Below are 12,794 nucleotides of genomic sequence, written 5' to 3' on the forward strand. Positions count from 1 at the left end.
GCAGTAAAAGGACGCAAAATGCGCCATCCAATCATTCTGGCCGTCTGCATGGCAGGCGTCACCGCCCTTGCTGGCTGCGGTGAAAAAGATGCGAACGCCACCGTTGAGCGGGCCTTCAAGGACGTCAATGTGGTGGATGAAACCAACCTCTCCGACGTGATGCTTACCGTGGCCGACCCCAATGAGGCGGTGAGTTACTTTGCGCGTTCCGTCAAGGAAAGCCCCGACCGGATCGACCACCAGCGCGGGCTTGCCGCATCGCTCGTGCGGGCCAAACGCTCCACCGAAGCTGTGGGCGCATGGGACAAGGTCACCAAGATGAAGGGCGCCACGCCCGAAGACAGTGTGCAATTGGCCGATGCGCTGATCCGCTCGGGCAACTGGGCGCGGGCTGAGACGGTCCTCAACAGCATCCCCCCCACCCATGAGACATTCGCCCGCTACCGGCTCGAAGCCATGGTTGCCGACAGCAAGGAACAGTGGAGCCGCGCCGATAGTTTCTATGAAATCGCCGTTGGCCTGACCACGACCCCTGCCGCCGTGATGAACAACTGGGGCTACTCCAAACTAACCCGCGGTGATTACCCCGAAGCCGAGAGGCTTTTTGGCGAGGCGATCCGTCAGGACAACACGCTTTTCACCGCCAAGAACAACCTCATCATGGCCCGCGCCGCACAGCGCGATTACACCCTGCCCGTCATGCCGATGGAGCAATCCGAACGCGCCCAGCTTTTGCACACGATGGCCCTGTCGGCGATCAAACGCGGCGATGTGGAGACCGGCAAGGGCCTGCTGCGCGAAGCGATCGACACCCATCCCCAGCACTTCGAAGCCGCCGTCCGGTCTTTGCGCGCGTTGGAAAACGGCTGAGCCATGGCGATCTCTGCCACGGCGGCCCTGTGGTTTCTGCCCTTCGTCCTGCCGATCTGCCTCTATGTCGCCTTCACCGACATGAAGCAGATGCGCATTACCAATCAGGCGGTCTTGGTACTCATCGCGATCTTCGTGGTGTTGGGTCTGTTCCTGCTGCCCTTTGAAACCTATCTCTGGCGCTTGCTGAGCCTCGTGATCGTCTTGGTCATTGGCATCGTGCTGAACGCCGCTGGCGTCATGGGCGCAGGAGACGCCAAATTCGCCGCGGCTGCCGCGCCCTTTATCGCCATGGGTGATCTGCGCCTGCTGATGATGCTTTTCATGGCCACCCTTCTGGCCGCCGCTGCCACGCACCGCGGGGTGAAATACACCCCCCTGCGCCGCCTCGCGCCCGATTGGCAAAGCTGGCAGGAAACCAAGAAATTCCCCATGGGCCTCGCCCTTGGCACCACGCTGGGGCTCTATCTCATTCTAGGGGCGCGCTACGGGGTCTGAACGCGCCCTGCCCGCCGCAACTTTCTTTTATTGCGGAATAAGCGTCCACATTCACGCCATATTCAAGATTTATCCTGCAGTCTGACCGACAAGCCGCACCGCCGCATGCTTTGCCAAGGAAGCCATTGATGAACGCCCCGACCAGCACAGTGCTTGCCCCGCCGCCCCCCAAGCGGTTGGAGGATATGAAACTGCCCATCGTGATGATGCGCGACATCCTTCTGAAAACGATCTTTCGCAAGAACGTCGAAATGGTCAGCGATCTGGCCCAAGCGCTCTGCCTGCCGACCCAAGTCACGCAAGAAATGGTCGACCAAGCCCGCGGCCAGCGCCTGCTAGAGGCGACAGGCACGCTCAGCGCCACCAGCGGCAATGAAATGGGCTATCAACTGACCGACGCTGGCAAAGCGCGCGCCTTGGATGCGCTGGCGCAATCGGAATATTTCGGCGCTATGCCCGTCCCGCTTGAGGTCTACCGCGAGCAGGTCAAACGCCAATCCGTGCGCAACGTGCAAATCACCCGCGATCAGCTCACCGGGGCCATGGGCCATCTGGTGCTGCCCGACAGCCTGTTGGACCACCTTGGGCCTGCCGTCTCTGCCGGGCGGTCAATCTTGATGTACGGCCCGCCGGGAAACGGAAAATCAAGCATTTCCAACGGCATCCGCGACGCGCTTGGTGATAAGGTCTATGTCCCCCGCGCCATTGAATACGCGGGCCAAGTCATCACCGTCTATGACCCGATCGTGCATTCCTCCGCCGAGGCAGAGGTCCAAGACCCGACCTCCCTGCGCCGTATCACCCGTTATGACGCCCGCTATGTCTGCTGCGAACGCCCGACGGTCATCACCGGCGGTGAGTTGACGCTCGACATGCTCGATCTGGTCTACAACCCCACGGCCCGAACCTATCAGGCCCCGCTGCAACTCAAAGCCACCGGCGGCATCTTTATCGTCGATGACCTTGGCCGTCAGCAAGAGCCACCGCAAAGCATCATCAACCGCTGGATCGTGCCGCTTGAGGAAAGCAAAGACATCCTCGCCCTGCAATCGGGTGAGAAATTCGAGGTGCCCTTCGACACGCTGGTGATTTTCTCAACCAACTTCCACCCGAATGAGATTTTTGATCAAGCGGCCCTACGGCGTATTTTCTTCAAGATCAAAATCGACGGGCCGGACCAAGAGAACTTCCTCAAGATCTTTGCCATGGTCGCCCGCAAACGCGGCATGCCACTGGATGAAGCGACGCTGATCCATCTACTCAAGGTGAAATACCCGACCATCGACAACGTCTATGCGAACTATCAGCCGAACTTCCTGATCGACCAGATGATCGCCATTTGCGATTTCGAAGGCATCCCCTATCAGATGAACCCCGATCTGGTGGACCGTGCATGGGCCAATATGTTCGTCCGCGATGAGGTGATCGTTAAATAGCCCTGGCCGCTGGCCCCACGGCCTGCCGATACTACATTGGCATTCATGCGCGCCCTACCCCCCAAATTCGCCGATTGGTTCGCCCAGAACGGCTGGTCCCTGCACCCGCACCAGCAGGAAATGCTGGACCGTGCCGCGGCCCCCGCCCTGCTGCTCATCGCCCCCACAGGCGGCGGTAAAACGCTGGCCGGTTTTCTGCCCACCCTCGTTGATCTGGCCGAGCAAGAGCACGAGGGGATGCACACGCTCTACATCTCCCCCCTCAAAGCGCTGGCTGCGGATATCAAACGCAACCTGACCCGCCCGGTGGACGAAATGCGCCTGCCCATCCGCATCGAGGATCGCACCGGCGACACCCCGCAATCGCGCCGCCGCCGCCAGCGCGCCGACCCGCCGCATATCCTGCTGACCACGCCGGAAAGCCTCGCTCTGCTGACCTCCTACGAGGACGCCGCCCGCACCTTTCGCGGTCTCAAACGCGTGGTGATCGATGAAATCCACGCCCTCGCCGAAAGCAAACGCGGCGACCAGTTGATGCTGGCACTGACCCGTCTTCAAGCCCTCTGCCCCGGCCTCAAACGGGTGGGCCTCTCGGCCACGGTCGAAGACCCTTCGGCCATCGCCCATCTCATGGCCCGCCACCCGGACCCTTGCGAAGTGCTGCTGGCCGATCCGGGCCCCGCCCCCGACATCCAGATGCTACACACCGAGGAAGCCCCGCCTTGGGCCGGGGGCGGTGCTGCCTATTCAATTCCAGCGGTGCTTGAGCAAGTGCGCCAACACAAGACCACGCTGATCTTCCACAACACCCGCGCGCAGGCCGAGATTTTCTTTCACAAACTCTGGCTCGCCAATGAAGACGCCCTGCCGATCGCGATCCACCACGGGAGCTTGGATCGCGCCCAACGCGAAAAGGTCGAAGCCGCCATGGTGCGCGGCGATCTGCGCGCCATCGTCTGCACCGGCACGCTTGATCTTGGCATCGACTGGGGCGACGTCGACCTCATCATCCAGATCGGCGCCCCCAAAAACGTAAAGCGGCTGGTCCAACGCATCGGCCGCGCCAACCACCGCTACAACGCGCCCTCCAAGGCACTTTTGGTGCCTGCCAACCGCTTTGAAGTGGTCGAATGCGTGGCCGCGCTAGAGGCTGTCCTCGAAGGCGCGCTCGACGGCGACCCGCGCGGCCCCGGCCCGCGCGATGTGCTGTGCCAACATATCCTCATCGCCGCCTGCGCAGGTCCCTTTGACGCTGACGACCTCTTCGCGCAGGTCCGTTCCGCCGGGGCCTACGCCGCACTGTCCCGCGCCGACTTCGACGCCTGCCTCGATTTCTGTGCCACCGGCGGCTATGCCCTGCGCGCCTACGACCGCTGGCAACGCCTGCTGCAACGCTCCGATGGCCAGTGGCAACTGCGTGACCCGCGCGCCGCCCAACGCATCCGCATGAACATCGGCACAATCCAAGATACCGATAAGCTGAAGGTCCGCATGAAACGCAACCGCGGCGGCAAACCGCTGGGCGAGATCGAAGAAGGCTTTGCCGCAACGCTCACCAAAGGCGACACCTTTCTGATCGGCGGCCAAATCGTACGCTACGAAGGCCTGCGCGAAACCGTTGTCGAAGTCAGCCGCAACGCCGCAAAAAAGCCCAAGGTGGCCACCTTCGGCGGCACGAAATTCGCCACCTCCACCCAGCTTTCGGCCCGCGTGCAACAGATGTTCACGCAAGACAGTTGGCCCGAATTGCCGCGCCACACCGCCGAATGGCTGACCTTGCAACGTGAGGTCAGCCAATTACCACAACCCGGCACGCTGCTGGTCGAAAGCTTCCCCCATGACTTTGCCGAACAAACGGTCTTCTACGGTTTTGCCGGCCGCAACGGTCAGCAAACGCTAGGCCTCCTGCTGACCAAACGCATGGAAGACCTTGGCCTGCGCCCCTTGGGCTTCGTAGCAACAGACTATGCCACGCTCATCTGGGGCCTCTCCCCCGTCGACGACCCCGCGCCGCTGCTCGACCCCAGCGTGCTGCACGAGGGTCTCGACAGTTGGCTTGCGGGCAATGCCGTGATGAAACGTACCTTCCGGGCCGCGGCGACCATCGCCGGGCTGATCGAACGCAACAGCCCCAAAGCACGCAAATCCGGGCGACAGACGACCTTCTCCAGCGACATCCTCTACGACACATTACAACGCTATGAACCGGACCATCTGATGCTCGACATCACCCGTGAGGAAGCCTTGAGCGGTCTGGTGGATTTTGGCAGGATCGAAGAGATGCTGGGCCGCATCGCCGGGCGCATCACCCACCGCAAACTGACCCGCGTAAGCCCGCTCGCCGCACCGCTGTTTCTGGAAATGGGCCGTGTGCCTGTCGAAGGCGCCGGACAGGAACGCATGCTGGCGGAAGAGGCCGAAAGACTGATGGAAGCCTCCGGCCTCGCGCAGCTCACTCCGCCGCCCTCGGATCAGCCGCCTTGGCGAGATGGGCGTTGAACACCGAGGTGCCGCAGGCGGAAAGGTTCTGCAAGGTATTTGAAAAAGGATGAAGATATTAAGAGTTCTTTAACCCACGCGGCGCATCTTGATCCCGCGGTACAGGCTGCGGAGCCGATGACCGCAAAGGATGAAGGCGCGTCTCCGGTCAGGTTAACGCCCGGCTGCGGGGCGCGTTTTCTACCTTTCATCCTTTCTTAAATACCGCTGCGCTGCCGTTTCCGGTCTTCTGACAATCGCGTTTATCCCCTTGCCAAATCGGCGGCGATCTCAGATGAACAAAGGATGAACAGCCTTAATTTTTCATTCGCCGGCGCGGCGCTTACCGCGCTTGGCTCTGGCGCGCTTTTGTGGCGCGACCGGGATTTGCTATGCGTAAGCGACCTGCATCTGGGCAAGTCTGAGCGGATCGCGCGGCGCGGCGGGTCGGCACTGCCGCCTTATGAGACCCGCGATACGTTGAACCGTCTGGCAGCGGATCTGTCCTTTACGCAGGCGCGACATGTGATCTGCCTTGGCGATAGTTTCGACGACCTTGGCGCGGCGCGAGCGCTGCCAGAGGAAGAGCGGTTGTGGATACTGGGCCTGCAAGCCGGACGGCGGTGGGATTGGATTGAGGGCAATCATGATCCCGGCCCCGTAGGCTTGGGCGGCACGCATTTGGGAGAGATAGCGCTCGGCCCGCTGACCTTTCGGCATATCGCCGCGAGCGAGGGCCGGGGCGAGGTGTCGGGGCATTATCATCCTAAGGCATCGATCCGTGCGCGGGGCCGCAGCATCTCGCGTCCGGCCTTTCTGTTTGACAGCAAGCGGCTGATCCTGCCTGCATATGGCACCTATACCGGCGGGCTGCGCAGCCAGTCGCGGGTGCTTTGTGATTTGATGGGGCCGGAAGCCTGCGCGGTGCTGACAGGCGCGCAACCAGTGGCGATCCCCATGCCCGGAAAGGCGAGATGATGGACCAGATTGAACACCGGGTGCGGGAGAGCTTTGGCAAACAGACCATGATGCAAACCTTGGGGGCGGAGATCATCGACGTGCAGCCCGGTTTGGTCCGGGTCACGGCACCGGTCCTGCCCGGCGCGATGCAGCAGCAGGGTTTTGGCCATGCGGGGCTGACATTTTCCATCGGCGATTCCGCGGCTGGTTATGCAGCGTTGAGCATGCTGCCGCCGGAGGTTGATGTTGTCACGTCTGAGATCAAGATCAACCTGCTGGCCCCCGCCCGTGGGGACCGGCTGATTGCCACGGGCCGGGTGGTAAAACCGGGCCGGCGGCTTTGTGTCGTAACCGCAGAGGTGCATGCGGAGACGGATGGCGCGGCCAAGCTCATCGCCATCCTGCAGGGCACCATCGTGCCTGTGTCTGCCTCTTAGGCGGTCAGCCCTTCGGGTTCTTCCAACCCGTTGGCGCGGCAGCAGGCAGTAACCGTATTGGCCAGCAGGCAAGCGATGGTCATCGGCCCAACGCCACCCGGCACGGGTGTGATGGCCCCGGCGCGTTGGCTGGCACTGTCGAAATCCACGTCGCCGACCAGTTTGGTCTTTTCGCCAGTCTCAATCCGGTTGATGCCCACGTCGATCACCGTGGCGCCCTCTTTGATCCAATCGCCCGGCACCATCTCGGGGCGGCCAACGGCGGCGACGACGATATCGGCGCGGCGCACCACTTCTGGCAAGTCGCGGGTGCGGCTGTGCGCGATGGTCACGGTGCAGCTATCCCCCAAGAGCAACTGCGCCATCGGTTTGCCCACGATGTTTGAGCGGCCGACAACCACCGCGTTCATCCCCGACAGATCGCCATGGTGGTCCCGGAGCATCATCAGGCAGCCAAGCGGGGTGCAGGGCACCATGCTTTTCTGCCCCGTGCCCAGCAGCCCGACGTTGGAGATGTGGAAACCGTCCACGTCCTTGGCGGGCGAGACGGCGTTGACCACGCGGGCTTCATCAAGATGATCCGGAAGCGGAAGTTGTACGAGAATGCCGTGTATCTCGGGGTCGTTGTTCAGCGCGTCGATCAGCTTGAGCAGGTCGTCCTGATCCACAGTCGCGGGCAGCTTGTGTTCGACCGATTTCATGCCGACCTCGCGGGTCATTTTGCCCTTGGAGCGGACGTAGACTTGGCTTGCCGGGTCTTCCCCCACCAGCACCACGGCAAGGCCCGGCGTGATGCCGTGATCCGTCGTCAGCCGGGCGACATGGCCCGCCACCTTGTCACGCACCGTTGCTGCAAAGGCTTTGCCGTCGATGATTGTCGCTGTCATATCCGTCTCACTTTCGCTCGCTGCACGTTGAACACGCCCTACATCACCGCGACGGCGGGGCATTGCAACCCGCCTTAGAACAATCCCTCCACATCGCCATCGGCGTTGAGCTTAATTGCCTCCGCAGAAGGCACCCGAGGCAGGCCCGGCATGGTCATGATCTCTCCGCAGATCACGACGACGAACCCCGCCCCCGCCGAAAGCCGCACCTCGCGGATTGGCACGCTGAAGCCTGTGGGCGCGCCGCGCAGGTCGGGATCGGTCGAGAAGCTGTACTGGGTCTTGGCCATACAGACCGGCAGATCGCCATAGCCCTGTGCCTCCCAGTCTTTTAACTGATTGCGCACCTTTTGATCGGCCAGCACCTCGTCGGCGCGGTAGATGCGTTTGGCGATGGTCTCGATCTTTTCGAAAAGCGGCATCTCGTCGGCATAGAGCGGGGCAAAGTTCGCGTGATCACCATCGGCAATCTCGGCCACGCGGGTGGCAAGATCGGCAGAGCCTTCGGAACCCAACTCCCAATGGCGCGACAGGATCGCCTCCGCCCCTTGGGCCGCGACATAGTCCTTGACCGTGGCGACTTCGGCGTCGGTGTCGGTGACGAAATGGTTGATCGCCACGACCACGGGCACGCCAAAGGATTTTACGTTCTCGATATGGCGGCCGAGGTTGGCGCAGCCTTTTTGCACCGCCTCTACATTTTCCGCCCCAAGGTCCGCTTTCGCCACGCCGCCGTTCATCTTCATCGCCCGCACCGTGGCCACAACCACGACCACCGATGGCGCGAGCCCCGCCTTGCGGCACTTGATGTTCATGAATTTTTCGGCCCCGAGATCGGCACCAAAGCCCGCCTCTGTCACCACGTAATCCGCCAGTTTCAGCGCTGTGGTCGTGGCGATGACCGAGTTGCAGCCGTGCGCGATATTGGCAAATGGGCCGCCATGCACGAAGGCCGGGTTGTTCTCCAGCGTTTGGACGAGGTTGGGCTGCATCGCATCTTTCAAGAGCACCGTCATGGCCCCATCCGCCTTGAGGTCGCGGGCATAGACCGGGCTGCGGTCGCGGCGGTAGGCCACGATCATCGCGCCAAGGCGCTCTTGCAGATCGCTGAGGTTCTTGGACAGGCAGAGGATCGCCATGACCTCGGAGGCGACGGTGATGTCGAACCCCGTCTCGCGCGGGAAACCGTTGGGCACGCCGCCCAAGGATGCGGTGATCTGGCGCAGGGCGCGGTCGTTCATGTCGACCACGCGCCGCCAAACGACGCGGCGGGTGTCGATCTCAAGCTCGTTGCCCCAGTAGATGTGGTTGTCGATCATCGCCGCCAGCAGGTTATGAGCGCTGGTGATGGCATGAAAGTCGCCGGTGAAATGCAGGTTCATCTCTTCCATCGGCACGATCTGGGCATAGCCGCCGCCTGCCGCCCCGCCCTTCATCCCAAAGTTCGGCCCGAGGGAGGCTTCGCGGATGCAGACCGCCGCCTTTTTGCCGATCCGGTTCAATCCATCGCCGAGCCCAACAGTGGTGGTGGTCTTGCCCTCTCCCGCTGGCGTGGGGTTGATCGCGGTGACGAGGATCAACTTGCCGTTCGGCCGGTCTTGGACGGAATCGATGAACGTCTGGCTTACCTTTGCCTTGTCATGGCCATAGGGCAGCAGGTCGTCGCTGGAGATGCCCAGCTTTTCGCCGATCTCTTGGATAGGGCGTTTCGCCGCTTCGCGGGCGATTTGAATGTCGGTTTTGAAAGCCATGAGAGTCCCCTGTTGCCGTTGGTGGCGATTTTTATTCCTTAGCCATAGCGCGACAAGACCCCGACGGGGGGCCGTGTTTCCGACACTCAAGCATCGCGAAACGGCGCGCGGTCAGCCGAGGTGGGGCCAGACGGGCTGGTTCGGCACGAAAAGCGTCAACCTGTCGCCCACGGCCAGCGGCCCTTCCCGCTCGACCCAAGCGGTCACGCCGCGTTTGCCCTGCGCGGCGGGTTTGAAGCCCTTGCCATGGCCGGGGGCGTCAACCTCAATCTCACGCGCGGGCAGATTGCAGGGGCCATTTTCGATATCCACCACCAAGGTGGCGCCATGTGCGTTTTGCAGCCGCGATCCGGGCGGGACGAGCGTAAAGTCCGGGATGCCTTTGAGGATAATCGACGCGCCCAGCAGGGTCGGGTCAAGCTCAGGCAGGTCCATGGCGGCGGCAATCTGCGCCATCTCTTCGGCCGAGAGGATAGACAACTGGCGGGTATTGCGAATTTCCGTGCCCTTAGGATGCAGGTTGCGCACGCGGACGCAGGCCGGACGGGTCAGCCCGGCGTGGAAATCCCCCTCAAAGCCTGCATAGGTCGCCCGCGCCTGATCCATCGCGATCGAGCGGATGTTTTCGCGATCCTGAGGGACCATACCCAGCCAGGTGATTTCGGCGACATGGTCTGTCTTGCGTAGCTCGGGCATCATGCGGTCCTTCGGGGTGGTTTGGGTGACTGCTGAACCCTAGGCTCACTGTCGGATCAAATGCACCTTAAATCCGCCACCGCTCAATGACGCCTTGGTGAGGGTGCCCGCGGTATAGACAAGCGCCATCCCGAAGGATTTTAGATAAAAGGGAGAGACATAGCCCGGCCCCATGACAACGCGGTAAGACATATCGCAATGTACGGCAGGGCCTTCCTCACGGACCTCTTGGGTCGCGACTTGGACCACGCGGCGGCCATCGTAGAGCGCCAGCGGAGAGGGGCAGCTATTGCCAGTGGCAAGGGCGGCGAAAAGCTCAGGCGGGAAGAGGACGCCGGGCGGCACCGCTTTGGCATCCGACAGTTCCGTCATTTCCGAAGACGGCGTGATTTCAACCGAGGTGACCCGCCCCGCCGTCCGGTCAATCTCGATATCGCGCGTCTCGCTCCCCCGGTTCGCACCCAGATAGCTGGCCGTGTTCCCGTTAGACTGGGTGACCGCATTGAAGCTGCCGTTCTTGATGCCGAAAGGGGCGTTGTTGAGAGACAACAAAAACGCCGCGCTCCGGATTTGACCGTTGAACTGCAACGTGCCCAACTGACGCCCGCCCAATGCCACGGCGTAGGTCTGCGGATCGGCCCAAGCCGGACCGCCGGTAAGCGCAAAGAGAACGGCAAGGGCAGAGAGGATGCGGCGCATAAGACCCCGGCAGGTTAGGAATTCCACCCCTGTCTAACGCGGTAGCGGCTGTGAAGCGATAGGGGAATTTCCGCCCATTGCCCAAGGGTCAGCCCAAAACGAAAAAACCCCGCCGAAGCGGGGTCTTTCATAGGGTCGCAGGCCGGATCACACCGAAGGTTCAGGCTCCATTCCGCCATCCTTCGGCGGGGTTTTCTTGCCCTTCGCCTTGGGGATCGCGGTGACGCTGGGTGCGCTGCCCGCGTCGGAGTTGTCGTCATCGGAGTCTTCGGCAGGCGGCAGACCATCCATGACACGTTTGATCTCATCGCCGGTGAGGGTCTCATATTCCAGCAGACCTTGGGCCAGACGCTCGAACTCCACCTCTTTCTCCGAGATGATTTTCATCGCATGGTCATAGCCGTCTTGGATGAACTGCTGCACCTCTTTTTCAACCAACTCCTTGGTGTTGGCCGAGACGGAGAACCCAGCGGTATTGCCCTGATAGCCCTGCGCGGCTTCGGAATAGTCGATGTTGCCGACCTTATCGGACATGCCCCATTGCAGAACCATCGCGCGCGCCAGCGCAGAAGCCTGCTGGATGTCGCCCGCCGGACCATTCGACACGGAATCGGGGCCGTATTTATGGATTTCCGCCGCCTTGCCGGCCATGGCCATGGCCAAGCGCTGGTGGCATTCGTCCTTGAACATGTTCAGCCGGTCGATCTCAGGCAGGCTCATCACCATGCCAAGCGCGCCACCGCGCGGGATAATCGTGGCTTTGTAGACCGGGTCGCATTTGGGCAGCGTCATGCCGACCAGCGCGTGACCAGCTTCGTGGTAAGCGGTCATTTCCTTCTGCTCGGCGGTCATCACCATCGAGCGGCGCTCTGGGCCCATCATCACCTTGTCCTTGGCCTGTTCGAAATCGACCATGGTGACGAAACGGCGACCGACACGGGCAGCCATAAGTGCTGCCTCGTTCACGAGGTTCGCCAAGTCCGCGCCCGAAAAGCCCGGCGTGCCGCGCGCGATAATGCGCAGGTCAACATCCGGCCCCAGCGGGGTCTTGCGCGCGTGAACCGAGAGGATCTTTTCGCGGCCCTTGATGTCGGGGTTCGGCACGGTCACCTGACGGTCAAAACGGCCCGGACGCAGCAGCGCGGGGTCAAGTACGTCACGGCGGTTGGTCGCGGCGAGGATGATGACACCTTCGTTGCTCTCAAAACCGTCCATCTCGACCAGAAGCTGGTTCAAGGTCTGCTCACGCTCGTCATTGCCACCGCCATAGCCTGCACCCCTGTGACGACCGACGGCGTCAATCTCGTCGATGAAGACGATACAGGGGGCGTTTTTCTTGGCCTGTTCGAACATGTCGCGCACACGGGATGCACCGACACCGACGAACATCTCGACAAAGTCGGAGCCGGAGATAGTGAAGAAGGGCACGCCCGCCTCACCCGCGATGGCGCGGGCCAGCAGCGTCTTACCGGTGCCCGGAGGGCCCACCAGCAACGCGCCTTTGGGGATCTTGCCGCCAAGGCGCGAGAATTTCTGCGGGTTGCGCAGGAATTCGACGATTTCCTCAAGCTCTTCCTTGGCCTCATCGATGCCCGCCACGTCGTCAAAGGTCACGCGGCCCTGCTTTTCGGTCAGCATCTTGGCCTTGGATTTGCCAAAGCCCATCGCCCCGCCTTTGCCGCCGCCCTGCATGCGGTTCATGAAGTAGATCCACACACCGATCAGCAGCGCGATGGGCAGAAGCGACATCAGGAAAGTCTGGAAACCAGACTGTTGCTGCGGACGCGCTTTGACCGGAATATCGTTGGAGATCAAAAGCTGGGTCAACTCGGCATCGCCGGGTTTGATCGTCAGGTAGTCGGCGCCATCCGCCTTGCGGAACCGAACCTGCTCGCCATCCAATGTCACATTACGGACATCACCATCCTGTACGGAGGTGACGAATTCGGAATAGCTGACCTCATTGTTTTGCAGCGACCCGCTGGACCCGCTGAACAGGTTGAACAGCGCCAGTACCAGCAACATCAGGACAACCCAGAAGGCGAGGTTACGAACATTTCCCAAGGGAATTCTCCTAAATTC

11 protein-coding genes are annotated in these 12,794 nt (G+C 61.8%); 6 read left to right on the forward strand and 5 right to left on the reverse strand.

What is annotated here, in order from left to right:
• Nucleotides 1-18: 18 nt before the first annotated feature.
• From B5M07_RS13100 to B5M07_RS13125, 6 genes are all read left to right on the forward strand, one after another.
• Nucleotides 19-870: a tetratricopeptide repeat protein gene (locus B5M07_RS13100; RefSeq protein WP_067621966.1), complete on the forward strand. Its 852-nt coding sequence runs from the start codon at nt 19-21 to the stop codon at nt 868-870.
• 3 nt (nt 871-873) lie between these two features.
• Entirely contained in the window at nt 874-1,368 is a 495-nt protein-coding gene (locus tag B5M07_RS13105) for a prepilin peptidase (RefSeq protein WP_067621963.1), read from the forward strand.
• A 128-nt stretch (nt 1,369-1,496) separates the two neighbouring features.
• The gene (locus B5M07_RS13110) at nt 1,497-2,804 is read left to right on the forward strand and encodes an ATPase (protein ID WP_120351642.1); all 1,308 of its coding nucleotides are present in this window, start codon (nt 1,497-1,499) and stop codon (nt 2,802-2,804) included.
• Nucleotides 2,805-2,849: 45 nt separating this feature from the next.
• Nucleotides 2,850-5,303, forward strand: a complete 2,454-nt coding sequence (locus B5M07_RS13115; protein WP_120351643.1) for a ligase-associated DNA damage response DEXH box helicase — start codon at nt 2,850-2,852, stop codon at nt 5,301-5,303.
• A 285-nt stretch (nt 5,304-5,588) separates the two neighbouring features.
• Nucleotides 5,589-6,260 carry a ligase-associated DNA damage response endonuclease PdeM gene (gene pdeM / locus B5M07_RS13120; protein WP_120351644.1) on the forward strand — a complete coding sequence of 224 codons (672 nt, stop codon included), beginning with the start codon at nt 5,589-5,591 and terminating at the stop codon, nt 6,258-6,260.
• A complete protein-coding gene (locus tag B5M07_RS13125) occupies nt 6,257-6,679 on the forward strand; it encodes a PaaI family thioesterase (RefSeq protein ID WP_120351645.1) in 423 nt (140 codons plus the stop codon). The genes pdeM and B5M07_RS13125 overlap by 4 nt, the downstream gene beginning before the upstream one ends.
• On the opposite strand, the gene folD is transcribed toward B5M07_RS13125, so the two are convergent.
• From folD to ftsH, 5 genes are all read right to left on the reverse strand, one after another.
• Nucleotides 6,676-7,566, reverse strand: coding sequence for a bifunctional methylenetetrahydrofolate dehydrogenase/methenyltetrahydrofolate cyclohydrolase FolD (gene folD / locus B5M07_RS13130; protein ID WP_120351646.1), 891 nt, complete (start codon nt 7,564-7,566; stop codon nt 6,676-6,678). The genes B5M07_RS13125 and folD overlap by 4 nt on opposite strands.
• Nucleotides 7,567-7,640: 74 nt before the next feature.
• Complete coding sequence (locus B5M07_RS13135) at nt 7,641-9,317, reverse strand: formate--tetrahydrofolate ligase (protein ID WP_120351647.1); 1,677 nt, start codon at nt 9,315-9,317, stop codon at nt 7,641-7,643.
• 111 nt (nt 9,318-9,428) lie between these two features.
• Nucleotides 9,429-10,013, reverse strand: a complete 585-nt coding sequence (locus B5M07_RS13140; RefSeq protein ID WP_120351648.1) for an MOSC domain-containing protein — start codon at nt 10,011-10,013, stop codon at nt 9,429-9,431.
• Between the two features lie 45 nt (nt 10,014-10,058).
• The gene (locus B5M07_RS13145; RefSeq protein ID WP_120351649.1) at nt 10,059-10,712 is read right to left on the reverse strand and encodes a hypothetical protein; all 654 of its coding nucleotides are present in this window, start codon (nt 10,710-10,712) and stop codon (nt 10,059-10,061) included.
• Nucleotides 10,713-10,859: 147 nt separating this feature from the next.
• Nucleotides 10,860-12,776 (reverse strand): ATP-dependent zinc metalloprotease FtsH, encoded by a 1,917-nt coding sequence (gene ftsH / locus B5M07_RS13150; protein ID WP_067942389.1) that lies wholly within the window; start codon nt 12,774-12,776, stop codon nt 10,860-10,862.
• Nucleotides 12,777-12,794: the final 18 nt, after the last annotated feature.

It is taken from the genome of Sulfitobacter sp. D7 (assembly GCF_003611275.1).
Taxonomy (GTDB): Bacteria; Pseudomonadota; Alphaproteobacteria; order Rhodobacterales; family Rhodobacteraceae; genus Sulfitobacter; species Sulfitobacter profundi.

Bases quoted from the DNA above. Each gene is read 5' to 3' on its own strand.
- B5M07_RS13145 (WP_120351649.1), bottom strand. From the start codon at position 10,712: ATGCGCCGCATCCTCTCTGCCCTTGCCGTTCTCTTTGCGCTTACCGGC.
- pdeM (WP_120351644.1), top strand. From the start codon at position 5,589: ATGAACAGCCTTAATTTTTCATTCGCCGGCGCGGCGCTTACCGCGCTT.
- folD (WP_120351646.1), bottom strand. From the start codon at position 7,566: ATGACAGCGACAATCATCGACGGCAAAGCCTTTGCAGCAACGGTGCGT.
- B5M07_RS13135 (WP_120351647.1), bottom strand. From the start codon at position 9,317: ATGGCTTTCAAAACCGACATTCAAATCGCCCGCGAAGCGGCGAAACGC.
- B5M07_RS13105 (WP_067621963.1), top strand. From the start codon at position 874: ATGGCGATCTCTGCCACGGCGGCCCTGTGGTTTCTGCCCTTCGTCCTG.
- B5M07_RS13100 (WP_067621966.1), top strand. From the start codon at position 19: ATGCGCCATCCAATCATTCTGGCCGTCTGCATGGCAGGCGTCACCGCC.
- B5M07_RS13115 (WP_120351643.1), top strand. From the start codon at position 2,850: ATGCGCGCCCTACCCCCCAAATTCGCCGATTGGTTCGCCCAGAACGGC.
- B5M07_RS13110 (WP_120351642.1), top strand. From the start codon at position 1,497: ATGAACGCCCCGACCAGCACAGTGCTTGCCCCGCCGCCCCCCAAGCGG.
- B5M07_RS13140 (WP_120351648.1), bottom strand. From the start codon at position 10,013: ATGCCCGAGCTACGCAAGACAGACCATGTCGCCGAAATCACCTGGCTG.
- B5M07_RS13125 (WP_120351645.1), top strand. From the start codon at position 6,257: ATGATGGACCAGATTGAACACCGGGTGCGGGAGAGCTTTGGCAAACAG.